The 23,446-nt window shown below is 51.9% G+C and carries 30 protein-coding genes; 28 read left to right on the top strand and 2 right to left on the bottom strand.

What is annotated here, in order from left to right:
* Nucleotides 1-3: 3 nt before the first annotated feature.
* The 16 genes from AC13H5_RS09300 to AC13H5_RS09225 all read left to right on the top strand — a co-directional run bounded on the left by AC13H5_RS09300 (nucleotide 4) and on the right by AC13H5_RS09225 (nucleotide 15,912).
* Nucleotides 4-942, top strand: coding sequence for a PstS family phosphate ABC transporter substrate-binding protein (locus tag AC13H5_RS09300; protein ID WP_034778056.1), 939 nt, complete (start codon nucleotides 4-6; stop codon nucleotides 940-942).
* A gap of 83 nt (nucleotides 943-1,025) precedes the next feature.
* Nucleotides 1,026-1,970 carry a phosphate ABC transporter permease subunit PstC gene (gene pstC, locus AC13H5_RS09295; protein WP_138859246.1) on the top strand — a complete coding sequence of 315 codons (945 nt, stop codon included), beginning with the start codon at nucleotides 1,026-1,028 and terminating at the stop codon, nucleotides 1,968-1,970.
* Between the two features lies 1 nt (nucleotide 1,971).
* Nucleotides 1,972-2,883 carry a phosphate ABC transporter permease PstA gene (pstA, locus tag AC13H5_RS09290; RefSeq protein ID WP_034778052.1) on the top strand — a complete coding sequence of 304 codons (912 nt, stop codon included), beginning with the start codon at nucleotides 1,972-1,974 and terminating at the stop codon, nucleotides 2,881-2,883.
* 103 nt (nucleotides 2,884-2,986) lie between these two features.
* Nucleotides 2,987-3,748 carry a phosphate ABC transporter ATP-binding protein PstB gene (pstB, locus tag AC13H5_RS09285; RefSeq protein WP_233004945.1) on the top strand — a complete coding sequence of 254 codons (762 nt, stop codon included), beginning with the start codon at nucleotides 2,987-2,989 and terminating at the stop codon, nucleotides 3,746-3,748.
* A 15-nt stretch (nucleotides 3,749-3,763) separates the two neighbouring features.
* Nucleotides 3,764-4,426 (top strand): phosphate signaling complex protein PhoU, encoded by a 663-nt coding sequence (gene phoU, locus AC13H5_RS09280; RefSeq protein ID WP_034778050.1) that lies wholly within the window; start codon nucleotides 3,764-3,766, stop codon nucleotides 4,424-4,426.
* Between the two features lie 118 nt (nucleotides 4,427-4,544).
* A complete protein-coding gene (locus AC13H5_RS09275; RefSeq protein ID WP_214706178.1) occupies nucleotides 4,545-5,312 on the top strand; it encodes a DUF4912 domain-containing protein in 768 nt (255 codons plus the stop codon).
* A gap of 14 nt (nucleotides 5,313-5,326) precedes the next feature.
* The gene (locus tag AC13H5_RS09270) at nucleotides 5,327-7,528 is read left to right on the top strand and encodes a 1,4-alpha-glucan branching protein domain-containing protein (RefSeq protein ID WP_483545641.1); all 2,202 of its coding nucleotides are present in this window, start codon (nucleotides 5,327-5,329) and stop codon (nucleotides 7,526-7,528) included.
* Between the two features lie 84 nt (nucleotides 7,529-7,612).
* The gene (gene rpmG / locus AC13H5_RS09265) at nucleotides 7,613-7,777 is read left to right on the top strand and encodes a 50S ribosomal protein L33 (protein ID WP_255313299.1); all 165 of its coding nucleotides are present in this window, start codon (nucleotides 7,613-7,615) and stop codon (nucleotides 7,775-7,777) included.
* 55 nt (nucleotides 7,778-7,832) lie between these two features.
* Nucleotides 7,833-8,387 (top strand): 5-formyltetrahydrofolate cyclo-ligase, encoded by a 555-nt coding sequence (locus AC13H5_RS09260; protein ID WP_167491780.1) that lies wholly within the window; start codon nucleotides 7,833-7,835, stop codon nucleotides 8,385-8,387.
* Nucleotides 8,366-9,136 carry a DUF92 domain-containing protein gene (locus AC13H5_RS09255; protein WP_034778042.1) on the top strand — a complete coding sequence of 257 codons (771 nt, stop codon included), beginning with the start codon at nucleotides 8,366-8,368 and terminating at the stop codon, nucleotides 9,134-9,136. The genes AC13H5_RS09260 and AC13H5_RS09255 overlap by 22 nt, the downstream gene beginning before the upstream one ends.
* A 169-nt stretch (nucleotides 9,137-9,305) precedes the next feature.
* Complete coding sequence (locus AC13H5_RS09250) at nucleotides 9,306-10,262, top strand: L-lactate dehydrogenase (RefSeq protein WP_034778040.1); 957 nt, start codon at nucleotides 9,306-9,308, stop codon at nucleotides 10,260-10,262.
* 152 nt (nucleotides 10,263-10,414) lie between these two features.
* Complete coding sequence (locus tag AC13H5_RS09245) at nucleotides 10,415-11,467, top strand: rhomboid family intramembrane serine protease (RefSeq protein WP_483545640.1); 1,053 nt, start codon at nucleotides 10,415-10,417, stop codon at nucleotides 11,465-11,467.
* A gap of 15 nt (nucleotides 11,468-11,482) precedes the next feature.
* A complete protein-coding gene (locus tag AC13H5_RS09240) occupies nucleotides 11,483-12,505 on the top strand; it encodes a M42 family metallopeptidase (protein ID WP_034778036.1) in 1,023 nt (340 codons plus the stop codon).
* A complete protein-coding gene (locus AC13H5_RS09235; RefSeq protein ID WP_034778034.1) occupies nucleotides 12,502-12,696 on the top strand; it encodes a YqgQ family protein in 195 nt (64 codons plus the stop codon). Before AC13H5_RS09240 ends, AC13H5_RS09235 begins: the two co-directional genes overlap by 4 nt.
* A gap of 93 nt (nucleotides 12,697-12,789) precedes the next feature.
* On the top strand, nucleotides 12,790-13,752 hold the full coding sequence (locus AC13H5_RS09230) for an ROK family glucokinase (protein ID WP_034778031.1): 963 nt from the start codon (nucleotides 12,790-12,792) through the stop codon (nucleotides 13,750-13,752).
* Nucleotides 13,753-13,995: 243 nt separating this feature from the next.
* Nucleotides 13,996-15,912 carry an LTA synthase family protein gene (locus tag AC13H5_RS09225; RefSeq protein ID WP_214753112.1) on the top strand — a complete coding sequence of 639 codons (1,917 nt, stop codon included), beginning with the start codon at nucleotides 13,996-13,998 and terminating at the stop codon, nucleotides 15,910-15,912.
* A gap of 80 nt (nucleotides 15,913-15,992) precedes the next feature.
* Here the strand turns inward: AC13H5_RS09225 and AC13H5_RS09220 are convergent, their stop codons facing one another.
* The gene (locus AC13H5_RS09220; protein WP_029595254.1) at nucleotides 15,993-16,172 is read right to left on the bottom strand and encodes a DUF2759 domain-containing protein; all 180 of its coding nucleotides are present in this window, start codon (nucleotides 16,170-16,172) and stop codon (nucleotides 15,993-15,995) included.
* Nucleotides 16,173-16,330: 158 nt separating this feature from the next.
* Between AC13H5_RS09220 and AC13H5_RS09215 the strand changes: the two genes are divergently transcribed.
* Nucleotides 16,331-16,951 carry an MBL fold metallo-hydrolase gene (locus AC13H5_RS09215; protein WP_034778027.1) on the top strand — a complete coding sequence of 207 codons (621 nt, stop codon included), beginning with the start codon at nucleotides 16,331-16,333 and terminating at the stop codon, nucleotides 16,949-16,951.
* A gap of 38 nt (nucleotides 16,952-16,989) precedes the next feature.
* Here the strand turns inward: AC13H5_RS09215 and AC13H5_RS09210 are convergent, their stop codons facing one another.
* Nucleotides 16,990-17,253 (bottom strand): DUF2626 domain-containing protein, encoded by a 264-nt coding sequence (locus tag AC13H5_RS09210; protein WP_021067727.1) that lies wholly within the window; start codon nucleotides 17,251-17,253, stop codon nucleotides 16,990-16,992.
* 249 nt (nucleotides 17,254-17,502) lie between these two features.
* Here AC13H5_RS09210 and AC13H5_RS09205 point away from each other — a divergent pair, with 249 nt between their 5' ends.
* The 11 genes from AC13H5_RS09205 (at nucleotide 17,503) to gcvT (ending at nucleotide 23,429) form a co-directional block, all read left to right on the top strand.
* Complete coding sequence (locus tag AC13H5_RS09205) at nucleotides 17,503-17,889, top strand: Spx/MgsR family RNA polymerase-binding regulatory protein (RefSeq protein ID WP_052090134.1); 387 nt, start codon at nucleotides 17,503-17,505, stop codon at nucleotides 17,887-17,889.
* Nucleotides 17,890-17,947: 58 nt separating this feature from the next.
* Nucleotides 17,948-18,754, top strand: a complete 807-nt coding sequence (locus AC13H5_RS09200) for an ATPase, T2SS/T4P/T4SS family (protein ID WP_483545639.1) — start codon at nucleotides 17,948-17,950, stop codon at nucleotides 18,752-18,754.
* Nucleotides 18,736-19,713, top strand: coding sequence for a type II secretion system F family protein (locus AC13H5_RS09195; RefSeq protein ID WP_214788418.1), 978 nt, complete (start codon nucleotides 18,736-18,738; stop codon nucleotides 19,711-19,713). Before AC13H5_RS09200 ends, AC13H5_RS09195 begins: the two co-directional genes overlap by 19 nt.
* A 17-nt stretch (nucleotides 19,714-19,730) precedes the next feature.
* Nucleotides 19,731-20,042 (top strand): prepilin-type N-terminal cleavage/methylation domain-containing protein, encoded by a 312-nt coding sequence (locus AC13H5_RS09190; RefSeq protein ID WP_034778021.1) that lies wholly within the window; start codon nucleotides 19,731-19,733, stop codon nucleotides 20,040-20,042.
* On the top strand, nucleotides 20,039-20,476 hold the full coding sequence (locus tag AC13H5_RS09185) for a prepilin-type N-terminal cleavage/methylation domain-containing protein (RefSeq protein ID WP_138859259.1): 438 nt from the start codon (nucleotides 20,039-20,041) through the stop codon (nucleotides 20,474-20,476). Before AC13H5_RS09190 ends, AC13H5_RS09185 begins: the two co-directional genes overlap by 4 nt.
* Complete coding sequence (locus tag AC13H5_RS09180; protein ID WP_152567771.1) at nucleotides 20,463-20,699, top strand: hypothetical protein; 237 nt, start codon at nucleotides 20,463-20,465, stop codon at nucleotides 20,697-20,699. Before AC13H5_RS09185 ends, AC13H5_RS09180 begins: the two co-directional genes overlap by 14 nt.
* Nucleotides 20,635-21,117 (top strand): prepilin-type N-terminal cleavage/methylation domain-containing protein, encoded by a 483-nt coding sequence (locus AC13H5_RS09175; protein WP_215189986.1) that lies wholly within the window; start codon nucleotides 20,635-20,637, stop codon nucleotides 21,115-21,117. Before AC13H5_RS09180 ends, AC13H5_RS09175 begins: the two co-directional genes overlap by 65 nt.
* Complete coding sequence (locus tag AC13H5_RS09170) at nucleotides 21,117-21,395, top strand: hypothetical protein (RefSeq protein ID WP_215189987.1); 279 nt, start codon at nucleotides 21,117-21,119, stop codon at nucleotides 21,393-21,395. Before AC13H5_RS09175 ends, AC13H5_RS09170 begins: the two co-directional genes overlap by 1 nt.
* Nucleotides 21,388-21,873 (top strand): shikimate kinase, encoded by a 486-nt coding sequence (locus AC13H5_RS09165; RefSeq protein ID WP_034778010.1) that lies wholly within the window; start codon nucleotides 21,388-21,390, stop codon nucleotides 21,871-21,873. The genes AC13H5_RS09170 and AC13H5_RS09165 overlap by 8 nt, the downstream gene beginning before the upstream one ends.
* Nucleotides 21,870-22,208 carry a hypothetical protein gene (locus AC13H5_RS09160; protein ID WP_034778008.1) on the top strand — a complete coding sequence of 113 codons (339 nt, stop codon included), beginning with the start codon at nucleotides 21,870-21,872 and terminating at the stop codon, nucleotides 22,206-22,208. The genes AC13H5_RS09165 and AC13H5_RS09160 overlap by 4 nt, the downstream gene beginning before the upstream one ends.
* A gap of 147 nt (nucleotides 22,209-22,355) precedes the next feature.
* Nucleotides 22,356-23,429, top strand: a complete 1,074-nt coding sequence (gene gcvT / locus AC13H5_RS09155; protein ID WP_034778006.1) for a glycine cleavage system aminomethyltransferase GcvT — start codon at nucleotides 22,356-22,358, stop codon at nucleotides 23,427-23,429.
* The last annotated feature ends 17 nt before the right edge of the window (nucleotides 23,430-23,446 follow it).

Below are 23,446 nucleotides of genomic sequence, written 5' to 3'. Positions count from 1 at the left end.
GAAATGTCTTGGATGAAAAAATCAGCTTTAGTCGCTTCAATCACTTCGGTGGCCATTATCGGTGCCGCGTGTGGAAACAATGAAGAAGGAAACGGCGCAGCCGAAGGTGAAGGACTTTCAGGTAAAGTCGTCATGGATGGTTCGTCTACCGTATTCCCAATCATGGAAGCTGTAGCGGAAGAATACTCAGCTGAACAGCCAGACGTTGAAGTGACGGTCGGGGTTTCAGGTACAGGTGGCGGATTCAAACGTTTCGTCACTGGTGAGACAGACTTCTCGAACGCATCACGTGAAATCAAAGAAGAAGAAGCGGCTGAAGCCGAGAAGAATGGCGTTGAGTACACACAACTCGCTGTAGCGCTTGACGGTCTCTCGCTCGTCGTCAACCCAGAGAATGATTGGGCCCAAGATATCACGATTGATGAATTGAACAAAATGTGGACTGATCCGAACGTGAAGACATGGAAGGACGTCCGTTCAGACTGGCCGGATGAAGAAATCTCATTCTTCTCACCTGGTAAAGATTCAGGAACGTATGACTTCTTCAACGAAGCAGTCCTTGAAGATACAGACATCCGCGAAGACGCACAATTGTCAGAAGACGATAACGTTCTCGTAACAGGTGTTGCCGGTACGAAAGGTGCGATCGGATTCTTCGGATATGCGTACTACATTGAAAACAAAGATACGCTTCGCGCATTGAACGTCGAAGGTATTGAACCGACGACTGACACAATCAATGATCTTTCATACCCGCTCTCACGTGAAATCTACACATACGTGAACAACGCGTCGTTGAAAGATAAGCCGCAAGTCGCTGACTACACGCGCTTCTTGAATGAAAATGCAGCAGCCCTTTCAGAAGAAGTCGGATATGTCGGAATGGAACAAGCACGATACGATGAGAACGCTGAAGTGATCGACGAGATCGCTGGCGAGTAATAGCGCAGAAGGCAGAAGGTGAGAGTCGCTCTCGCCTTCTCGCCGTGCTTTCTAGTATGAAGAGGTAGGGAGCGATACACGAGATGAATCAACCAAACAAAGGGCTGTCAATTCGAGAGATGATTGAAGCCAATAAGAAAAAGAAATATAGTACGACGAACGTGTTTGATAAAGTCATGCCGTTCTTATTATTCTTGAGCGCATTCGTTTCGGTCGTCACGACGGTCGGCATCGCGTTCACACTCGGTTTTGAACTGTTCAAGTTTTTCGAGCGCGTACCGGTCGCCGAGTTTTTAGGCTCGACCGAATGGTATCCGCTTAGTGCCGATCAACGGTTCGGCGTCTGGGCCCTCGTCATGGGAACACTCCAGATCACCGTCATTGCCATGATTGTCGCTGTCCCGCTCGGTTTGGCATCGGCGATTTATTTGAGCGAGTACGCATCTGAGCGTGCCCGCACCATTTTGAAGCCGATTCTTGAAGTGCTCGCTGGCGTTCCAACGATTGTCTTCGGATTCTTCGCTTTGTCGTTCGTTACACCGATTTTGCAAGCGTTGATTCCGGGGCTTCAAATCTATAACGCACTCAGCCCGGGGATCGTTGTCGGAATCATGATTATTCCGATGATCGCTTCTATTTCGGAAGACTCGATGAGCGCCGTACCGAAAAAGATTCGGGATGGAGCCCTCGGTCTTGGCGCGACACGTCTCGAAGTCGCCATCAAAGTCGTCATGCCAGCCGCGCTCTCAGGGATTATCGCCTCGATCGTCCTCGGGATGAGCCGTGCCATCGGTGAGACGATGATCGTAACGATCGCTGGTGGGTCGCAGCCGAACTTCGAGTTCAACCCGCTCAACGCGATTCAAACGATGACGGCGTATATTGTCCAAATCGCCAAAGGTGATGCAGGATACGGGACAATCGAATACTACAGTATCTATGCGGTTGGTGCGCTATTGTTCGTCTTCACCCTTGTGATGAACCTATTCGCGAACTGGGTGACGCGCCGCTTCAGAGAGGAGTACTAATATGGCATTGCCGAACAGTGAGTTCAAGAATACGAAGAACTTGATGGATCGTGATTCGGTTTCACAACGAATCAAACGCCGTCTTCAATTGAATGAGATTTTTAAATATATCTTCTTAGCGGGGCTCGTTTTCGCCCTGCTCGTCTTGTCGACGTTGATTTATGACGTCGTTTCTAAAGGTGGCGGCTGGGTGAATTTGGATTTTCTCCGCAACTTCCCATCCCGTCGTCCTGAACAGGCCGGGCTGTACCCTGCCTTGATTGGGACGTTTTGGTTGATGCTTCTCATCGTCCCGATGGTGTTTGTCATCGGTGTCGGTGCCGCGATTTATCTTGAAGAGTACGCACCGAAGAACCGCATCACGTCGTTTATCGAAGTGAACATTTCGAACTTGGCCGGCGTGCCGTCAATCGTGTTCGGTTTGCTCGGATTGACCATTTTTGTACGTGTCATGGAACTCGGGAATTCGATTATGGCCGGAGCCTTGACGCTCGGACTGATGAGTCTACCGATTGTCATCGTCGCGTCGCAAGAAGCGCTCCGCTCGGTCAAAATGGAGTTGCGTCACGCATCGCTCGCGCTCGGAGCCTCGAAATGGCAGACGACGTTCAACGTCGTCTTGCCGTCGGCGATTCCAGGGATTATCACAGGGATCATCTTGGCCGTATCACGTGCGATTGGCGAGACGGCTCCATTGATCATGGTCGGAGCGGCGACGTTTATTTCGACGACGCCGAGCAGCGTGTTCTCGGACTTCACAGCGCTCCCGATTCAAATCTATAACTGGACGAGCCGTCCGCAAGCGGAATTCCAAAACTTGGCCGCTGCCGGTATCATCGTTTTGATGACGATGTTGATCATCATGAACTCGGCCGCCATCTATATCCGTAACAAATATACGAACCGACATTAAGTCGTAGCAGTAAACGAGGAGGACTCTCGAGATGATGAAACAAAAAGAACTCAAAGGAGATCATGAAGTGAATACAACGACGACCCAACCGAACGAAACGGTGATGCAGAAAGACAGTGCCTATGTCGTGAACAACTTGAACTTATGGTATGGTGACGATCAGGCGTTGATTGACGTCAATCTCGACATCAAGCAAAACGAAGTGACGGCCATCATCGGTCCGTCGGGTTGCGGGAAGTCGACGTTCATCAAGACGTTGAACCGGATGGTCGAGCTCGTGCCTTCGGTGCGTACGAACGGTGAGATTCTTTATCACGGCCGCAACATCTTTGACCGCGACTATCGGGTCGAAGATCTTCGGACGTCGGTCGGTATGGTATTCCAACAGCCGAACCCGTTCCCGAAATCAGTGTATGACAACGTGGCATACGGGCCGCGTACACACGGAATCAAAAACAAGAAAGTGCTCGATGAAATCGTCGAACGTTCGCTTCGCGGCGCGGCGATCTGGGATGAAGTGAAAGATCGTTTGAACGAGAACGCCTACGGCCTCTCGGGTGGTCAACAACAACGTCTCTGTATCGCTCGTACGCTCGCCATCGAACCGGACGTCATCCTCATGGATGAACCGACGTCAGCGCTCGACCCGATTTCGACGCTCAAAGTCGAAGAGCTCGTCCAAGAGTTGAAAGAGCAGTACTCGATCATCATCGTCACACACAACATGCAACAAGCGGCTCGTGTATCGGATAAGACGGCGTTCTTCTTAAACGGAGAAGTTGTCGAGTTCGATGCGACCGACAAAATCTTCTCGAATCCAGCTGATAAACGGACTGAAGATTATATTTCTGGCCGGTTCGGTTAAGAAGGGGAGACAATCATGGCACAAAATCGCACATTCTTTGATATGAAGTTAAACGAATTAGAAGATAAAGTCGTTCGCTTGGCGAACTTGACGATGCGCCAGACGGCGACCGCCATCGAGGTGCTTGAGAAACGTGACCTCGAGCTCGCCCAGACGGTCATCGACAACGATAATGAGCTTGACGACCTCGAGCTCGAAATCAACGACGAGGCCATTCTATTGATCGCGAAACAGCAACCGGTCGCAACCGACCTCCGCCGCTTGATCGTGACGATGAAATCGGCGACGGACCTTGAACGGATTGCGGACTATGCGACGAACATCGCCAAAGCCGTCGGCCGTATCGAGCACGTCCCGTACGTCCTCGACATCAAACCGCTCAAACAGATGGCCGAGCAGTTGATCGACATGCTCGAGCTCGCGACGCGCGCTTACCGGAAGGGCGAGGTCAGCCGGGTGCGTGAATTGAATGAGATGGATAAAGTCATCGATGATTTGAACTTACAGACAATCAAACAATACATGGGATTCGTTCCGAATATGACGGTTGGAACGAACGACGTGTATGAGTTTTCGAACATCGCCCGTTATTTAGAACGGATGGGTGATCACGTGACCAATTTCGGAGAACATCTCATTTTCCTTGAAAAAGGGAAACATTATGATTTAAATCAGTGACAAGAGTGGTAAAGAACAACAGACCAGTTGTTCTTTACTTTTTTTTGTGCAGGAATTCACGGATAAGGAGCGAATAGTAGAACACATGGATTTTTTTTAGGAAGGGAGCCACACATATATGGAAGAGAAAATCGTTTCCTTGAAACAACAAGGACTGACGTTAAAACAGATTGCAGAACAATTAGATATGCCAATCGGGAAAGTCCAATACGCTTGGCGTAAATGGCGTTCCCAACATGGGGAGCCGGCGAAGCCGGTAGCCGCACCAAAACGAAAGACTGAAGGGAAGAAAGCAATGACATCTAAATCGAAGCAAGTACCCGCCTCGTCTGTGAAGCAGGTCGCTTCGACGCTGCAACACGAGGAGCCTGCCCAATCACCGCTTCTTGACAAAGGTCCAGAAGGGTTCTGGAAGCTCCCGGACCGCTACGATCAAGATTTGATGCATGCGGTCGTCCAATCACCGAACGCCGTTTACGTCTTCTGGGAAGTGTCGGACAGCGTCAAAGAGACGCTCTCGATGCAATTTATGCGTCCATGGGAAGACTTGCCGAAAGCGTTCCGCATCCTTGACATCACATTGCTTGATTACGCGAGCGGGCATGCGAACCGGGCGTATACGTTCGAATTGCCGGAGATGACGAACAGTTGGTTCGTCCGTCCGCTCGACCCGAATACGACATACGTATTTGAGTTTGGGATTCGGACGATGGAAGGGGAATTCCTTCCGCTGCTCGCATCCTCACCGATTGACACGCCACGAGCTGAGCCGGCCGGGCACGGTCGTTTCGCCGAACCAGTGCGCCGTTGGCAGTACGGGGAAGTCGAGGCTCCTGAATTACTCGATACGTTACCAAAATATTCCGCATACCGATTCGTGCGCTGAGGAGGATTTTTTAGATGAAACCAGGTTATTTTTCACTCGTCCTTCATGCCCACCTTCCGTACGTGCGACATGAAGAGAAACATCGATTAGAAGAGAGATGGGTGTATGAAGCCATCTCCGAGACATATATCCCGATTCTTTGGCAAGTCGACCGTCTACAAAAACCGCTCCATTGGACGGTCAGCATCTCACCACCCGTCGTCGAGATGCTCGCTGACCCGCTCGTCCAGGACCGCTACGTGGAACACTTGGATGAGATGCTCGAATTGATTGAGATCGAGCTCGCCGAAGGACGGAGCGAACAGGAAGTTGAGACGCTCCATTTTTATCGCGGGCGCTACAACGATTTGAAAACAACGTTCCTGCATTGGGAAAAGAACTTGAACCATGCGTTCCGTACATATCGTGAGCAAGGGTTCATCGATATGGTCACGTGTACGGCGACGCACGGCTTCAACCCGCACTTGTTCACTGAGCAGGCGGCTCGCGCTGAAATCCGGACGGGACTGAACTGTTTCGAACGTCATTACGGGTTCCGTCCGACCGGCATTTGGTTACCGGAATGCGCCTACACACCAGGTGTCGACCGTATCCTTTATGAAGAAGGGATTCGCTATACGTTCGTCGATGAGCACGCCTTGCTCGAAGCTGATCCGACGCCGGAGAAAGGCATTGGCGCTCCGGTCTACTCGCCACATGGCGTCGCCTTGTTCCCGCGTGACCAAATCATCTCCGGAAAAATCTGGAGCTCGATGATCGGGTATCCGGGCCATCCGGACTATCGCGAGTTTTATCGTGACCTCGCCTACGATCGCGACTGGGAGTATATTGAAAAGTTCATGCATCCGGAAGGAATTCGCTTCGATACGGGCTTGAAGATGCACCGCATCACGGGCGACTCGGATGAGAAAGACTATTATGTCCGCGCCTGGGCCGAACATCAAATCGACAACCACGCCCTCGATTTCGCACAGACGCTCGAAGGGCATCTCGAGGCCCACGGTGGACAGATGTTCCCGCCGTTCCTCGTGACGGCACCGTTCGATGCTGAGCTGTTCGGACACTGGTGGTTTGAAGGACCCGAGTTCCTCGGGAAAGTCGCCGAACGGCTCGAAGAGTTTGGCATCGAGACGATCACGCCAGCCTTGTTCCTCGAGCGTCACTTCCAAGACCTCGAGACGGTCCACGTATCGATGAACACGTGGGGACGTAAAGGGTACGGCGACGTCTGGATCAACGAACGCAACGAATGGATGCTACGTCACTTACACATGATGGAGACGCAACTCGTCAAAGACGTGGCCGACTATCGTCACAAGTCGCCACTCGTCGACCGGACACTGATCCAACTCATTCGCCATTACGTGCTCGCTGTGTCGAGTGACTGGGCGTTTATCCTCGACGGGCAGACTACGGCCCAATATGCGGCGGAGCGGTTCCGCGAGCATACGCGACTGTTCGCCGAGCTCGAGACGGCACTTTATCAAAACAAGCTATCGGACGAGTTGCTCGCTGAACATTATCGCGCGTATCCGTTCCTTGACGATGTGGACATCGACATCGACACGTTCTTGTCGCCACACGACTATTATGTGACTACGGAGCGTGGCCAAGAGGACGAGGCAATCCTCGTCTTGACGCCAGAATATACAGGCAACGTCGTCGGGGACCTCGGTCGTCGCGTCATCGACGAGGTCGAGGCACGAGCAGCGGACGGGGAGACAGTGTACGTCTTGACACCGTTCAAAGAAGGGTTGCCGGAATATGAACGCCACAACCGTGTTCACGTGTACCGCGTTCGCCTGACGAGCCCGTTCTTGGAGCATGTGATGAACCAAGTTGCGGCTCAAAACGTGGCCTACGTCAAACTTGCACATGAGCTTGTCTCGAAAGTCACCTTCAAAGCGATCCATCAATTCGATTGGATGACGATTACAGCGGCACGTTCACTTGCGAAAGCACTACAAGTTCCGTTATACTCAACTATGTTGTCATTTGAAACGACTCGCAATCCGCATGGACACGGCGGACTGTTCGACGCAATCCATCGAATCGAGAGCAGCATCCTCGCTGAAGCCGATACGGTCTTTATTTGCGAACAACTGTCGACCGAGGAAGTCGGAATGCGCTATCCGATTGGCGATAACGTAAAAACCTGCCTGCCGCTCGATGCTTCGCCATACGGGCAGAAACGTTTGAAAAAGAACACGAAATAACCTTGCTTTTTCAAATAAAACTTGGTAGGATAATTGAGTATGCTTAGACTGTAAAGCAAAAGCACTTGATACAACATCAGTAAGATGGGAGTGAAAGAAATGCGCGTTAAAATCACACTAGCTTGCACAGAAACAGGCGATCGCACGTACATCACGAAGAAAAACAAACGTAACAACCCAGAGCGCCTCGAATTGCGCAAATACAACCCACGTCTCCGTCGTCACACGCTTTACCGCGAAGTGAAATAATGAGACTGGCCGTCACTCATGTGGCGGCCTTTTTTTTGAACAAGGGGGAATTGAAGTGATTGAAAAGAAACTACTCCGGCAAAATGTACATCGTCAAATCCGTGAACTCGACGACCGACCGGACCGGGACCGCGTCATCATACATACATTGACCGAACTGAAGGCGTGGCGAGAGGCGGATACGGTGGCCGTCACGCTCGCCCTCGATTTAGAGATTGATACGTTGCCACTCATTCGCTTAGCTTGGCAGGCAGGAAAATCGGTGTTCGTGCCGAAAGTTACAAAACAGGGACTTACGTTCCATGAAATTCATTCGTTCGAAGACCTTGAGCCGGGCGTCATGGGTATTTTAGAGCCGACGACGGTCGCGACGACGCGGACGATTGACGTCTGTATCGTGCCGGGACGTGTCTTTGACCGATCCGGGTATCGGATCGGCTGGGGTGGGGGGTATTACGACCGTTTTTTAGCGACGTATGAAGGTGTCACCATCTCGTTGGCCTATGACGTCCAACTGCTCGATGACATCCCGGTCGAGCCACACGACATTCCTGTCGAATTTATCGTGACGGAAAGGGAAACGATTCTATGCTCGCCATCTTTCTCGTAACTTGTCTGGTAGCCTTCGCCGGCTATCGTCTGCGCTCACTGACCCGTTCTGGGGCTGTCTTGACGGTCGTGACGGGTACAGTCATTGGGTACGGATTTGGTTGGTTCGGGCTCTATTTGCTCGGTGTCTTCTTTTCGACGTCATCGCTCGCCTCGAAATACCGTTCCCGCGACAAAGAGCCTGTCGATGAAATCGTTGAAAAATCGGGACCTCGTGACTTCGTTCAAGTGCTCGCCAACGGTGGTATCGGGATGGCGACGGCGCTCGGTATGTTGCTTACACCGAACGATGCCTGGTTATTCGCGTACATCGCTTCGATTGCGGCGGCGACGAGCGACACATGGGGCTCCGAGTTCGGGGTGCTCGCCAAACAAAAACCGCGCTCCATTTTGACGTTCCGCGAAGTGGAACCGGGAACGAGTGGCGGGGTGTCTCCGTTCGGGACGTTCATGTCGGTCGCGGGGGCAACGGTCATTATCGTCGCTTCGTTGCCATTTATCGATATCAGCTTACGGTTCGCCGGCTTGTTGATTGCTCTCGGGTTGACCGGAAGCGTTGTCGACACTCTCCTTGGGGCGACGGTTCAACGCAAGTTTCGTTGTCGTGTATGCGGTAAGCTGACCGAGAAGAAAGTCCATCATCACGAGCCGACGACTTACGTTTCAGGCTGGCGCTTTCTCGGCAATGACGCTGTCAACTTTTTGGCGATCGCCTCGGCGGCGGCGATTAGTTTCCTCTTGCTGCGATGAGGGTAGTACAGTCAGTGAAGATGTTTCAAATGAATGTGAATATTGTCACAATATTGCCAAACTGAAAACGGTTTCCCTTGTAGTGAGTGTTTGTGAATGATGTTACAATCTTTATGTAACAGACAAAACAAAAACATGAAACAGATTGTTCGAAGGGTGGAGAATCAATATGGAAACATTAAATCATGCTAAAGTAACACGCGTCGCGCTCGTCGGGGCCGGAGCGGTCGGTGCCAGCTTTGCTTACCAATTGACGACAGCTAGTCTCTGTGAGGAACTTGTGATCATCGATATCAACAAATCGAAAGCTGAAGGGGAAGCAATGGACTTGAATCACGGTGTCTCGTTCGCCTCTTCACCGATGCGCGTCTGGGCAGGAGACTACACAGACTGTGGTGCAGCAGATATCGTCGTCATCACTGCCGGCGCACCGCAAAAACCAGGTGAAACACGTCTCGACCTCGTCGAAAAGAACGCCAAAATCATGAAGTCGATGATTGGGGACATCATGGCATCTGGTTTTGATGGCATCATCATCATCGCCTCAAACCCGGTCGACATCATGACCCACTTGGCTTGGAAATATTCAGGATTACCGAAGCATCGGGTGTTCGGTTCAGGAACGGTACTCGATACGTCACGTCTTCGCTACATGCTCGGTGATTACTTCAACGTCGATCCACGTAACTGCCACGCTTACATTATGGGCGAGCATGGCGACACAGAGTTCGCGGCATGGAGCAACGCCCGTATTTACGGAAAATCGGTCGAACAGTTGCTTGAAGAGAATGACGAGTACACATGGGAAGACCTCGAAGATATCTACGTCAACGTTCGTGACGCAGCCTACCATATCATCGAACGTAAAGGGGCGACGTACTACGCCATCGGTCTTGGTCTCCTTCGTCTTGTCAAAGCCGTGCTTCGCAACGAGAACACGTTATTGACGGTCGGCGCGCACTTGGACGGTGAGTACGGTTTGAACGACATCCACATCGGGGTACCAGCGATCATCAACCGTCAAGGTGTCCGTCAAGTCGTGGAAATCGAGTTATCAGAAGAAGAAAAACAAAAGATGCATCATTCGGCAGAAGTGCTCTTGAAAACGATGCAACCTGTCTTATAAAACCGAGCAATCCTTCGCTCATCACCGTAGCCGGCTAACGCCGCTACGGTTTTTTTTGTCATCCGCTCTTCTCGACACGTTGCATAGAGGCTCTCTTTTGTCGCCAGCTATAATTTCCTTTAAAATAAAAGTATAGAAGGAGGTGACCATCGATGTCAGAGCCAGCTTGTTTTTGGGAAGACGTATATCGTGCGGTCGAATCGGGAGGGCGCATCGAGGGCATCTTAGAGCCGTCGCGGGCACTTTTATTGTTCGACACGAAAGCGGGGGACGTCTATCACCTCTACATACGGACGGACAAAGCCTGGGCGAACCATGTCGGCATGGACGTCGAGGCGGTCATGAACTCGTTTCGATTGGCCCGCATCGGTCGTGAGAAGTTACACGTCCACATTTACGGCGATCCGCTTGTCGATGAGGAGCGCCTATCGTCCCTCACGTTCCCGATTGCGGCGAAAGTGAAGCTCGACATGAGACCGTGTGGGCAAACAGAAGAGTCGTACCGACCACGGGCCGTCGCGCTCGATCAACAACGGAAGAACGAACTAAAGCAACGGTTCTCCTTCGGGAAACCACAATTCGTCTATGGACTCATGTTCGTGACGTTTCTTGTCATGTGGTTCGCCGAATCGATCGGGTCGACGCTCGACCCGAATACGCTCATCCGCTTCGGGGCGAAAGTGAATCCGCTCATCGACGAAGGGGAATGGTGGCGCCTGGTCACACCGATGTTTCTCCATATCGGCTGGTTCCATTTCGCAATCAATATGTTCGCGCTTTGGTCGCTCGGTCCGCTCGTTGAACGGATGTACGGTTCGTCACGCTTCGTCACCATTTATTTGTTAGCCGGCGTCATCGCCACAGTCGCCTCTTACGCGTTCAGCGAAGCCATATCGGCCGGGGCATCGGGGGCGCTGTTCGGGCTCGTCGGGGCACTCCTCTATTTTGGCCTTCGAGACCGTTCCTTATTTATGAAGACGCTCGGTCCGCCGCTGTTTATTATGTTAGGATTAAACGTAGGACTCGCTTTCGTCCTTGGCGCTAGTTTGGACCATTCCGCACATGCGGGGGGGCTAGTCGGGGGCTTTCTGATGGCGGGAGTGGTCGGCTTGCCGGATGAGCATACGAAGAAGCGCCGCCTGTTGTTTGCGGTGATCGTACTCGTGGCATCTGGAGCGTTATTCTGGTTCGGCTATAATCGATGACAAAGGAGTAAGGATATGATTAATACGTTGAAGCAACTGGTTGAAATTCCGAGTCCGTCGGGCATGACGGATGAGGCGATCGGCTTCGTGGAGCAAGAACTCACGAATCTCGGGGTCGCCACGAAACGCTTGAATAAAGGAGCGCTCCTGGCGACGTTTGACGGGAAATCGGATCGGGCGCGCCTGTTGACGGCTCACGTCGACACGCTCGGGGCGATGGTGAAAGAGATTTTGCCGAGTGGCCGTCTACGGTTGACACAAGTCGGCGGCTACGCCTGGACCGCCATTGAAGGGGAGAACTGTTTGGTCCATGCGGAGGCGGGTGAACCTGTCGAAGGAACGATTCTTATCCATCAATCAAGCGTCCATGTGTATAAAGACACGAACAGTGCCGAACGGACGGCATCAAATATCGAGGTACGACTGGACGCTGACGTTCATTCGGCTGAAGACGTGCGTGCCCTAGGCATCGAGGTCGGGGACTTTGTCTCGTTCGATCCACGCTTTCGCCAGACGAACGCGGGCTATATCAAATCTCGACACCTCGACGACAAGGCGTCCGTCGCCATTTTGCTCGACTTGGCAAAAGACCTCGTCGGCGCCGACTTGCCACATCCGGTCCATTACTTGATCTCCAACTATGAAGAGGTCGGGTTCGGGGGCAACGCCGGGATCCCGGAAGCGGTGACCGAATATATCGCCGTCGATATGGGAGCGCTCGGGGACGGCCAGCACTCGGACGAATATACGGTTTCAATCTGCGCGAAAGATTCATCAGGTCCGTACGATCTTGGATTACGCCGTCAGTTCACCGCGTTGTGCCGGGAACACGGTATCGCCCATAAAGTCGATATTTATCCGTATTATGGATCCGATGCCTCGGCAGCAATCAGTGCCGGCTACGATGTACGCCATGCACTCCTCGGACCAGGCATCGAGTCGAGCCATAGCTATGAGCGGACGCATACAAAATCGCTCGAAGCGACACGGGAACTGCTCTATCGTTACGTGCTCACGACGATGGGAGACGGACGATGAGAAATTTTTATGATGTCCAACAATTCTTGAAATCATTCGGGACGATCATTTATATCGGCGAACGCGATGCCGAGATTGGCCTCATGATGATGGAACTCGACGAGTTGCATGCCGGCGGGATGATTGAACAACGAGAGTATGACACGGCCAAGATCATTTTGACGCATGAATTGAAAAATTCAATAGATTGACAGAAAAACCCCTAGTGCAAAGGTTTGCACTAGGGGTTTAATAGTGTAAACTATGGGATGAAAGCGATTTAATCGAGATGAGGAGTGGAACAGATGAAGTGGTTATTAGGAATCGACATTGGTGGGACGACGGTGAAAATGGCCGTCTTAGATATGAACGGGATCATTTCTGACAAATGGGAGATCACGACGGACATTCGAGAAAACGGGGTACATATTCCGACTGATATCGCTGCTTCATTCGAGGCTTATCTAGAAAAATCGGGCAAAGCGAAAGAGGAGTTCGCCGGTGCGGGGATCGGGGCACCTGGATTCATCAACTTCTCCGAGGGTGTCGTCGAATACTCGCCGAACATCGGTTGGAAAAACTTTGCGCTCGTCAGCGAGTTTGAGAAAGCCGTGGGATTGCCGGCCGTCCTAGAGAACGACGCGAACGCCGCCGCACTCGGTGAGATGTGGAAAGGTGCCGGTGAAGGCGCGTCAGAACTCCTTGCCATTACACTCGGCACGGGCGTCGGTGGCGGTGTCATCACGAATGGGAACATCGTCCACGGGGCAGCAGGGATGGCTGGAGAGATTGGTCACATCACTGTTGAACGTGACGAGTCGAAAGCCGTCATGTGCGGTTGCGGACGCAAAGGTTGCATCGAGACGATCGCTTCGGCGACAGGTGTCGCCCGCTTGGCGCTCCAAAAACGAAAAAATCGGACGACGTCGTTGAACGAGTTGAAAGAAGTGACGGCACGTGACGTGTTTGAAGCGTTCAAGGCGAACGATCCCGTCGCCACAGAAGTCGTCGAAGAGATGACCGAATATCTCGGCCTAACGATCTCAAATATCGCCAACACGTTGAATCCAAAGATGATTGTCATCGGTGGAGGGGTCTCGAAAGCGCGTGAAGCGCTCCTTGAACCGCTCGATGAGCAGTTCAAACGGTTCGCGCTTGAACGCGTCTACGCCTCGACCACGTTCAAAATTGCGGAACTCGAGAACGACGCCGGTGTCATCGGGTGTGCTTGGCTCGCCCGCAAACATTTCTTGCCAACCCGTGTCTAATAATTGTCCATGCACGCCTGCGTCTTGACGCAGGCGTGTTTTTCATATGGAACGGGTATGGGATAATGTAAAATTTGTAATGACAGAGTTGATTTTTTGTTAAAAAAGGGGTAAGATTTGGACTTGATACCGGACTGTTATCGTACGTGAAATGGATAACAAGCTTACTGGACTTATAAAAAAAATAGGGGGACGGACTCCGTTTGAGCTCGTCACCCGTTGAACAGAGGAGGAGGCCGTCAGATGAAGTCATCTCAGAGCTTTTCGAAGCTTACTATGCGACTGAATGATACGGTCCGCGCTTCGTTTCAAGAATATCGGTTATTTTGGATCTTTTCGCTATTACTTTGGACGAAGACGTACGTAGTTTACCAATTTTTCTTCAATATCCCGATTGAAAACACCGCACAAGCATTCATCTTGCTGATCAGCCCGATCAGCTCCACTTTATTCCTATTCGCCTTCAGTTTCTTCTTTAAAGGAAACAAGCAGAAATGGGTATTGTACATGCTCTATGCTGCGGCGTCGTTCATCTTATTCGCAGACGCCGTCTATTACCGCGAGTTCACCGACTACTTGACGATGCCGGTCATTTTGCAACCGTCGAACATGGAGACGTTATCGACGTCGTTCACGTCACTGTTGGAGTGGAAAGATTTGATCATCCTTGGGGACGTCCTTATCTTGCCGTTCATCCTCTGGCGCATTAATGCGACAGCAACGGCTGCTTCCCATCGCAGAGCGCTCGTGACGTTCGCGACGGCGGTCGTCGTCTTCTTGTTCAACTTGTCGCTCGCTGAAACGGAACGTCCTGAACTGTTGACGCGTTCGTTCGACCGGGAGCTGTTGGTCAAGAATATCGGGACGTTCAACTTCCACGTCTATGACGCCATGCTTCAAACGAAGACATCGGCTCAAAAAGCGATGGCCGATGGGTCGGAGCTTGCAAAGATTGAACAGTACACCCGTCAACATTACGCGGCACCGAACCCGGACTACTTCGGGAAATATAAAGGCAAAAACGTGATCGTCGTCTCTTTCGAGTCGGCCCAAAACTTCACGCACAACATGAAGGCCTCGAACGGCGAATACATCACGCCGAACTTGAACAAATTGATCGAAGAGTCCCACTACTGGCCGAACTATTACCATACGGTCGGACAAGGGAAGACGTCAGATGCCGAGTTCGCGCTCGATAACTCGCTCTATGGCCTCCCTCGTGGTGCCGTCTACTTCACGAACGCCGACAACGAGTATCAGGCGCTTCCTGAATTGATCAAGGAAGACAACTATTATTCGGCCGTGTTCCACGCCAACAACAAGTCGTTCTGGAACCGGGACTTGATGTATAAAAATATCGGCGTTGATCAATTCTTCGACGAGAAGAGTTATGACCTCGGTAACCCCGAGGATATGACGGAGTGGGGACTTCTCGACGACAGTTTCTTCGAACAGTCGATCCCGATGCTTGAAGAGTTGCCAGAACCGTTCTACGCGAAGTTCATCACGCTCACGAACCACTTCCCGTACACGATGCCGAGCGAAGACTATGAGCTCGTCCCGAAATTCGAGACGAACTCGACGACGCTCAACAACTTCCCGCAGGCGCTCGCGTATCAGGATTACGCGCTCGGGTTGTTCATTGACGAGTTGAAGGCGAACGGCATGTGGGATGACACGATCTTCGTCGTCTACGGTGACCATTACGGCATCTCGACGAACCATAACGACGCGATGGCCGACCTGCTCGGGAAAGACGAGTTGACGCCATACGACGTCGCCAAGCTCCAAGCGGTCCCGTTCGCGGTCCACTTACCGGGACAAGCCAAGGGCGAAGTACATGACACGATCGGCAGTCATGTCGACATGAAACCGACGATCCTTCACTTGCTCGGAATCGACACGTCGGACACGGTCGGATTCGGTAGCGACTTGTTATCGGAAGACCGGACGAGCCGCGCCATCTTCCGTGACGGCACCGTTATCACTGAGGAGTATGTCTGGACGCAATCGACATGCTATGACGCCTCGAGTGGTGAAGTCGTTGAGGACGTTTCACTTTGTGGACCGGATAGTGAAGAAGCAGAGAAGATTCTCCAAATGAATGATGACTTGATTTATTCGGATCTGCTTCGTTTTAAAGAACAGACCGAACAGTAACAAACAGCGCCATCCCGGCTAAGCCGGGATGGCGCTGTTTGTTATACAAAAAAAGACGACCGAGGTCGTCTTCATGCTCATTAGCCTGGGATTCCACCGTAAATCAATGTCGCGACGCCGAAGAATCCAAATACGAGTACAGTGACCGCGGCGAAAGCCAGTGGAAAGAATTGGCGTTTCTTAAACGAACGGGCCATTCCCCAGATTGCAACGAGTGCAACGATGAGCGAGATCCATCCAAATGGTTCATACAAATGCATGACGAGTTCCCCCTTTATTATACGTCATGAAATTCATAAAAATTTCACTGAAATATCATTATTATTTTATCCGATAATGTACACGCTGTCGAGCAAAGAAAGCCTCCGCTACAATTTTGCCACAATATCGATTAGAATGGGATGTGGAGGTGTTCTGAATGAATATTGTAAAAATCACATCGGGCTTGGCCCAAGAGAACGGATACGTGCTCGAGAAAGACGGGACGGTCCTCATCGTCGACCCAGGTACGGACGATCCGAAATTCTTTGAGGCGGTCGAACGCTTCGGTGGCTTGAACGCCATCTTGTTGACACACGCCCATTTCGATCATATCGGTGGCATCGATGCCCTTCGTGATCGTTACGCCGTACCGGTGTACGTCCATGAAGCGGAACGGACGTGGCTGATGGACGACGAGAAGAACGGGGCGGCGAAGTTCCATCTGCCGAGCGCATCGATGCGTCCAGCCGAACGGGTCTATCAAGGTAAAACGCTCGAAATCGGTGCCTTCACGATTGAGTTGCATCACACGCCTGGTCATTCGCCGGGCAGCGTCACGCTCCACATCCCGACTGAACGCATCGCCTTCTGTGGGGATTTGATTTTCAAACAGTCGGTCGGACGGACCGATTTATACGGTGGCGACCAGGCCACTTTGCTCGGATCGATCGATCGGATGCGACAGCTGTTACCAGGCGAGACCGTGCTCTATTCTGGACATGGGCCGAAGACGACGCTCGAGGCCGAAATTCGGACGAATCCATTTTTCGAGCGATGAATCAAAAAAAGATTGTCTCACGAGGAGACAATCTTTTTTTACATTTGGAAGTTACTCCAATACGTGAAGACGACGAAGAAGACAGTCAAATACGCGCCGAACACGTATACATACGTTTTTTCAGTGAGTTTCAAGTAGCCTAGTGCGACGAAGAAAATAGTTTGAGCTAAAAAGACAAGACCCATTACGACGAAGTCACCACTATGTTCGCTACTGCTTTGATCTCCACCGAGTGCGCCTACGAAAGCAAGCGCCGCGATCAACCCAGTCCAAAAGCCTAGGACACGGAACATTCTCGCCATGTTAATCCCCCCATACGTGCATTATTCCATTCTCATTCACTATTTTACCAACACATTCAGAAAAATGCTATGGAAACGTGTGAATTGAGCAAAATAATCGTGAAAAATATGTGAAATAATTAGGTTGCACAAACTTGTACAAAAAAATAAAAAAACTTGTACAAACTATGTACAAAACGGGTATAAGGTTGTATAATCGACTTACACACATCGAACGAATTGGTTCTCAACTTCAAAGGAGGTATTAAAATGGCAAATGAATTGATGTTCTATACGTATCCGAGCTGTACCTCATGCCGTAAGACGAAAGCGTTTTTACAAGAGCAACACCTCGAGGTGAGCGAGCGCCATATCTTCCGGAACGCCCCGACGGTAGATGAGTTGATGACGCTGTTAGCGCTCAGTGAAAACGGTGTCGACTCGCTTCTCGCGACGAGAAGTCAGGCGTTCAAACAACTCGACATCGACGTCGAAGATTTGAAGCTAAGTGAATTGCTCAAATTGATGAGCGACAACCCGAAACTATTGAAACGTCCAATCTTGACGGATGGCAACGAAGTCATTGTCGGCTATGACAAAGCCACAATCGAGGCGTATGCCCGCCGTTTCGAATCAACAACTGCAAACGTATCCTGACACAAGTCCACTTTCCAAGGAGTGGGCTTTTTTTTATGCTCTTATTGAGGTGGTGGAGATGAAACGAGTGATCGAGCGTGTCGTGGGAGCGGCGCGAAATTTGAATGCGAGCGATGTCCATTTTATGCCATACGGAGACGAGGTGATGATTCAAGTTCGCCACGGGACGCTCTTGCATCGACTGGAGTCGATGACGCAGTTTGACTACGAACGGTTGACGTTACATATGAAATATTGGTGCTCGCTAACGGAAACGGATCATCGCGTGCCTCAGTCTGGTATGTACGTCGGGACGGAGGACGCAATCCGGGTCACGTTTTTACCTTCATTCGACCATACGCTTATGTCGTGGCGACTTCCGAACGCCTCGTTTCAGTTGTCCGAGTTGCTAGACGATGAGGATGTGAACCGCTTTTTGAAGTTGGCTATGCTCCGGCAAGGATTGTTATTGATTGGCGGCGCGACGGGGGCAGGTAAGACGACGGTCCTCTACGCATTTTTGCAAAGTTTGGGCGGCCGCCGAATCGTGACGATCGAGAACCCTCCGGAGAAGCAGGTGCCGGGAGTGATTCAACTCGAGGTCAACCCGAAAGCGGGACTTGACCATCGCAGTCTATTGAAAGAGACACTTCGGGCCGACCCAGACGTCATCGTCATCGGAGAGATCCGGACGAGCGAGGAGTTGCGGGTGGCACACGACGCGGCGCTCAGTGGCCATTTGACGATCGCGACGTTCCATACGGCGAGTGTCGAGGACGGCGAACATCGGCTCGAACAGCTCGTCGGCAAGATGGAGGTCGCCCGTCATTGGTGCATCCTGCACCGCGAAGAGGAGGTGAGCTGTTCATGGTCCGAGATCAGATGAGTAAAGACTTGTTCACAATCCGTCGCTTTCTCAGGCTGCAGGCCCGTGGTGTCGGATTGAAAAAGACGTTCGAAACACTTGAGCTTCATGAACGAGGGAGAGCAAAACAAGTGATTCGGGACATGCGGCTTCAACTCGAGCAAGGGCGGCCGCTCGCCGAAGTGTTCTCGGGACTCGTCACCGACCCAAGAATGCGTGAGATGCTCGTCACGGCGGAGCGAGGCCATCACTTTTTAGAAGGGCTCGAGCAAGTGCTCGTCTTGTCGACGATGCGCCGAAACCTGCAACAAGAGCTCAAGCAGCTAGCGCGGTATCCGCTCGTGATTTTGACGATGCTGCTCGGACTCGGGGCGATTTATGCGCTCTATATTTTCCCAAAGTTGCTGTCGATGGTGGACGTCGAGGCGCTAGATGGGATAAACGCAATTCTGTTGTCCCGTTGGTTTTTCCCGGGTCTATTCATCGGCTTGCTCGTGACCGGAGCGGCCCTCTACTGGAACGGGAGACGCGGCCGGCTCGTGCCGCTACGTGTCGTCGAACGAGGCAGGCGGCTGTACGTCACGTATTTGTTCGTCAGTGAGCTCTCGCTCTTAAGTGAAGGGCAAGGTTCGGTCCGTCATATCATCGAGCGTTTGTCTCGGGGTGACGGGGAAGTCGCGGCCATCGCGAGACGGATCCATGAGCGTATGTCGGACGGTCTTGAACTCGAAGAGGCGGCCCGGCAAGAACGGTTGCTCGAGCATGAGGTCGTCAGTCTCTTCGGCGTCGGTACGGTGAGTGGTGAGCTGGGATCGATCATGACGTTGCATCGTGATCTCGTGTTTGAAGAGATGGAATTGTATTGGAAACAACTAATCACCAAGGCCGAGCCGGTATTATACGGATTTTTGACGATGATGGTGACGATGATTTTTTACACGATTTATTTGCCGGTCAAATTGATCATGGCCCAACTATAACAAGGAGGAACAACAACATGACACGATTCAAATCAGAACAAGGGTTCACGCTCGTCGAAATGGCTGCCGTCCTACTCATCATCTCGGTCTTACTGTTACTGCTCGTTCCCTCGATGTCAGACGGGAAATCCCGGGCAGACAGTGTCAGTTGTGAAGGGAGTGTGCGCATTGTCGAGTCGGAAATCAACTTGTATTATGCGGAACACAAATCCTATCCGGAGACGTTGGCGGTCATCGAACGGGCCTCGACGGAGAGTCCGCTCGAGTATAGTTGTCAATCGATGGTCTACACGTACGCCCCGACGACCGGTACGTTGACAAAACAATGAGGCAAGACGGATATACGTTCGTCGAGATGGCATCCGTCCTCGTCATCTTGTCGCTCTTGCTGTTGATGACGACCCCGGTCGTCCGTTCGATGGATCGATTGGCCTTGTTTGATTTCACCGAGGCGCTTGTGAGCGATATCAACGAGGTTGGCCAATATCCATACGTTGCCGCCGATGAATCATGTGTGCCGCGTCTACGGTGGTACATAAAAGAACGGCGCTATCAAATCGCCTGTGGGATGACGCCGATCGCATCGCGTGTTGTACCCGATGGGGTCGAGATGAGCCTCCCGGCCACAAGTGAGATCGTCTTCTCACGTACAGCGGCGACGTATGCAGGGCAGTGGAAGTTTTATACGGGACCGACGATGGTGACGTTGAAGTTTAGAATGGGGACGTATGAGCCGGAGGTGCTTCGCGTTGAAGGGCGATGAGCAAGGTATCACGTTTTGGGAAATCTGCCTTAGCCTGGCGCTCCTCCTGGCGTGGGTCGGGGTCGTGGCACCTTTTGTCGAGGGCGCGACGGAACGGGTCGACCGTCTCGAAACGACCGTTCGGCGTTATGAGCGGCTTCAAGGGGAGGTGTTGCACGATGCGGTCGAACCGAGCGGACGTACGGAAATCTGTGATGGCGACCTATGTCTCCCGACGCTTTGAGCGGGGGTTCACGTTACTTGAAGTGAGCTTCACGTTGCTCTTGATCCCGCTGTTCGTTGGACTCACGGTTCACTTGTTGGCACTCGGCCAGGCGTTTTATGAGCAACCACGTGAAATGGTGCCGACGACGCCCCAACTGATCGTGCGAAAACTTTTCGATAGCCGGGATTGCGTTGTCGAATCGGGACGTCTTGTCGGCACATACGTGCGCCCGGACGACACAACGTGGTCGTGGACGCTCAAACAGATCAATCGTAATTTGGTCATGGTCGGAGACGAGGGAGGGAATTTACTATTTTTAAGAGGAATCGAGACGTATCAGGTCGAACCGGTAGGAGAGGGTTTTCGCATCCGGTGGACCGACGCGACCGGCCCCCGCGAGAAGAGCGTGATGTGCATGCGCGCGGATACTTTGTGATGTCGACGTTAATCGTGTTGACGTGGTTACTCGGCGGAGCGATGTTTTGGTATACTGATATGGAACGAACGACCGACCGACTGGCGCTCGATATTTTGGCGATCCGCTTCGAATCACACGTCATGGTCGCCAAACGGTCCTGTGGTCCGTCCGCCGTCACGGTGACAAAACCGACCGGGACGATTAACTGTCGACCGCTCGGCAGCGGGATGGTCGAGGTCGAGATTCGCCTTGAGACCGGAGAACGACATAAAGAGGTGATTTATTTCGATGACTAAACCGTTTTACATCATCGGGTTTATGGGTACAGGTAAATCAAGCTTAAAACGATATCTTGAAAAATCGAATCACGTCGTCGATTTGGATGAGCTGTTCGAAATGGACGTCCAAATGGACATCCCCGCATATTTTGACCGTTACGGGGAGGAAGCGTTTCGCCTGCAAGAAAGTGAGATTTTGCGACAGGCGAGCGCTGCCTATATCGTGACAGGCGGCGGAATCGTCGAACGAGACGAAAATCTCGATTGGATGCGCGAAAACGGTGTCGTCATCGCACTTGATCTACCGTATGAGATGTGTTGGGACCGAATCAAAGACTCGGACCGGCCTCTCGTGCGCCACGGCAAGGCGGCCGTCGAAGCGTTGTACGAACGTCGGCGGCCGCTCTACGCGCGTGCCGATCACGTGCTTGACGCCTCGCTCAGCACAGAAGCAATCGCGCATACCTTATATCGGTTGAAGGAGGAAGATACATGATTTGGATCAATCTCGGCATCATTGTGCTCGCACTAGTCGGGCTCGGTTTGTATGGGTTCTTATTGTACCGTAACAAGATGAAGACGGACGTGCGGCGGGTCACCCGTTTGACGGAACGTTTCCAGATTCGTGCGAACGTCATCCAAGGTCTCGTCAATGAAATCAAGCAACACGTCGATACGGTCAACGCCTCTGTGAAGCAGATGAAGGCCTATTCCGTTAACGTGAAAGACGAGACGATGGAGCTTAAGCAAGCGACGATCGGACTGACAAAAGAAATTAAGCGGACAGCTGGAATCGAACGCCCAGACGTTTCCACTGAGACCAAAATATGAAATAATGAGGATGAAAACGTTTTCGTTTTCCATCCTCTTTATTTTTGCCCATTTTAGCTAGGCATAGCCATGAAAAATTGATAAAGTGGAATAGAAAACGAAATATTTCACGAATTACATTATTTACGTTCGGGATTGGGGGATAATATGGAGAAAGTATCGTTAAAACGTACGCCTTTGTATGATTTGATTTCCGTAAAGGCGAAGATGGTGGATTTTGCGGGATTTGAGATGCCGATCATGTTCTCGTCGATTAAAGAAGAACATCAGGCGGTGCGTAACGAGGTCGGCATGTTCGATGTGTCGCATATGGGGGAGATTCGGGTCGAAGGTCCGGATGCGCTCGAGAGCGTGCAACGTCTCGTCACGAATGACGTCTCGAAATTACAGATTGGTCAGGCCCAATACAACTTGTTCTGTTTGCCTGACGGCGGTGTCGTCGATGATTTGCTCGTCTATCGACTCGATGAAGATGCGTTTTGGCTCGTCGTCAACGCCTCGAACATCGAAAAAGACGTGGCCCACGTTCGTCAGTATGTGACGGGTGACGTCACGGTGACCGATGAGTCTGACGCCTATGGTCAAATCGCGATTCAAGGACCGATGGCCGAACACGTGCTGGCTCGCTTGACGGACTTGCCGCTAGCAGACATCAAATTTTTCCGGTTCATGACCGGCGACGTGGCCGGCGTGTCGACCATCGTCTCACGCAGTGGCTATACGGGAGAGGACGGGTTTGAACTATACGCCCGGGCCGAGGACGTGGCCGCAATCTGGTCGGCGTTAGAAGCAGAAAACGTCACTCCATGCGGGCTCGGGGCCCGCGATACGCTCCGTTTTGAGGCATGCTTGCCATTATACGGGCACGAGCTCGATGAGACGGTCACGCCGTTCGAGGCGAACTTGAACTTTGCCGTCAAACTCGATACCGATTTCGTCGGTAAGGATGCCCTCGTGAAGCAAAAAGAAGACATCCCGCGCCGCTTAATCGGCTTACGCTTGCTCGGGCGCGGCATCGCCCGTCAAGGGGCAACGGTCGAAGTTGACGGGGAGACGATTGGTGTCGTCACGACCGGCACGATGCCGCCGACGGTGAACGAATCGATCGCCTGGGCGCGTGTCGACCGCCGTTTCGCGGAGACGACACACTTTATCGTAGAAGTTCGGGGGAAAAAAATAGAAGCCGAACGAGTGCCGACACCGTTCTATAAACGTAAATGATACAGGGGGATTCAGAA

Source organism: Exiguobacterium sp. FD-YE-25-4 (assembly GCF_057004685.1).
Note: the sequence above shows the minus strand (reverse complement) of the source record. Positions and strands in the feature narration are given on the sequence as shown.

Excerpts from the sequence above, each read along its gene's own strand:
- AC13H5_RS09300 (WP_034778056.1), top strand. The coding sequence starts at position 4 with ATGTCTTGGATGAAAAAATCAGCTTTAGTCGCTTCAATCACTTCGGTG.
- pstC (WP_138859246.1), top strand. The coding sequence starts at position 1,026 with ATGAATCAACCAAACAAAGGGCTGTCAATTCGAGAGATGATTGAAGCC.
- pstA (WP_034778052.1), top strand. The coding sequence starts at position 1,972 with ATGGCATTGCCGAACAGTGAGTTCAAGAATACGAAGAACTTGATGGAT.
- pstB (WP_233004945.1), top strand. The coding sequence starts at position 2,987 with ATGCAGAAAGACAGTGCCTATGTCGTGAACAACTTGAACTTATGGTAT.
- phoU (WP_034778050.1), top strand. The coding sequence starts at position 3,764 with ATGGCACAAAATCGCACATTCTTTGATATGAAGTTAAACGAATTAGAA.
- AC13H5_RS09275 (WP_214706178.1), top strand. The coding sequence starts at position 4,545 with ATGGAAGAGAAAATCGTTTCCTTGAAACAACAAGGACTGACGTTAAAA.
- AC13H5_RS09270 (WP_483545641.1), top strand. The coding sequence starts at position 5,327 with ATGAAACCAGGTTATTTTTCACTCGTCCTTCATGCCCACCTTCCGTAC.
- rpmG (WP_255313299.1), top strand. The coding sequence starts at position 7,613 with ATGGGAGTGAAAGAAATGCGCGTTAAAATCACACTAGCTTGCACAGAA.
- AC13H5_RS09255 (WP_034778042.1), top strand. The coding sequence starts at position 8,366 with ATGCTCGCCATCTTTCTCGTAACTTGTCTGGTAGCCTTCGCCGGCTAT.
- AC13H5_RS09250 (WP_034778040.1), top strand. The coding sequence starts at position 9,306 with ATGGAAACATTAAATCATGCTAAAGTAACACGCGTCGCGCTCGTCGGG.
- AC13H5_RS09245 (WP_483545640.1), top strand. The coding sequence starts at position 10,415 with ATGTCAGAGCCAGCTTGTTTTTGGGAAGACGTATATCGTGCGGTCGAA.
- AC13H5_RS09240 (WP_034778036.1), top strand. The coding sequence starts at position 11,483 with ATGATTAATACGTTGAAGCAACTGGTTGAAATTCCGAGTCCGTCGGGC.
- AC13H5_RS09235 (WP_034778034.1), top strand. The coding sequence starts at position 12,502 with ATGAGAAATTTTTATGATGTCCAACAATTCTTGAAATCATTCGGGACG.
- AC13H5_RS09230 (WP_034778031.1), top strand. The coding sequence starts at position 12,790 with ATGAAGTGGTTATTAGGAATCGACATTGGTGGGACGACGGTGAAAATG.
- AC13H5_RS09225 (WP_214753112.1), top strand. The coding sequence starts at position 13,996 with ATGAAGTCATCTCAGAGCTTTTCGAAGCTTACTATGCGACTGAATGAT.
- AC13H5_RS09220 (WP_029595254.1), bottom strand. The coding sequence starts at position 16,172 with ATGCATTTGTATGAACCATTTGGATGGATCTCGCTCATCGTTGCACTC.
- AC13H5_RS09215 (WP_034778027.1), top strand. The coding sequence starts at position 16,331 with ATGAATATTGTAAAAATCACATCGGGCTTGGCCCAAGAGAACGGATAC.
- AC13H5_RS09210 (WP_021067727.1), bottom strand. The coding sequence starts at position 17,253 with ATGGCGAGAATGTTCCGTGTCCTAGGCTTTTGGACTGGGTTGATCGCG.
- AC13H5_RS09205 (WP_052090134.1), top strand. The coding sequence starts at position 17,503 with ATGGCAAATGAATTGATGTTCTATACGTATCCGAGCTGTACCTCATGC.
- AC13H5_RS09200 (WP_483545639.1), top strand. The coding sequence starts at position 17,948 with ATGAAACGAGTGATCGAGCGTGTCGTGGGAGCGGCGCGAAATTTGAAT.
- AC13H5_RS09195 (WP_214788418.1), top strand. The coding sequence starts at position 18,736 with ATGGTCCGAGATCAGATGAGTAAAGACTTGTTCACAATCCGTCGCTTT.
- AC13H5_RS09190 (WP_034778021.1), top strand. The coding sequence starts at position 19,731 with ATGACACGATTCAAATCAGAACAAGGGTTCACGCTCGTCGAAATGGCT.
- AC13H5_RS09185 (WP_138859259.1), top strand. The coding sequence starts at position 20,039 with ATGAGGCAAGACGGATATACGTTCGTCGAGATGGCATCCGTCCTCGTC.
- AC13H5_RS09175 (WP_215189986.1), top strand. The coding sequence starts at position 20,635 with ATGCGGTCGAACCGAGCGGACGTACGGAAATCTGTGATGGCGACCTAT.
- AC13H5_RS09170 (WP_215189987.1), top strand. The coding sequence starts at position 21,117 with ATGTCGACGTTAATCGTGTTGACGTGGTTACTCGGCGGAGCGATGTTT.
- AC13H5_RS09165 (WP_034778010.1), top strand. The coding sequence starts at position 21,388 with ATGACTAAACCGTTTTACATCATCGGGTTTATGGGTACAGGTAAATCA.
- AC13H5_RS09160 (WP_034778008.1), top strand. The coding sequence starts at position 21,870 with ATGATTTGGATCAATCTCGGCATCATTGTGCTCGCACTAGTCGGGCTC.
- gcvT (WP_034778006.1), top strand. The coding sequence starts at position 22,356 with ATGGAGAAAGTATCGTTAAAACGTACGCCTTTGTATGATTTGATTTCC.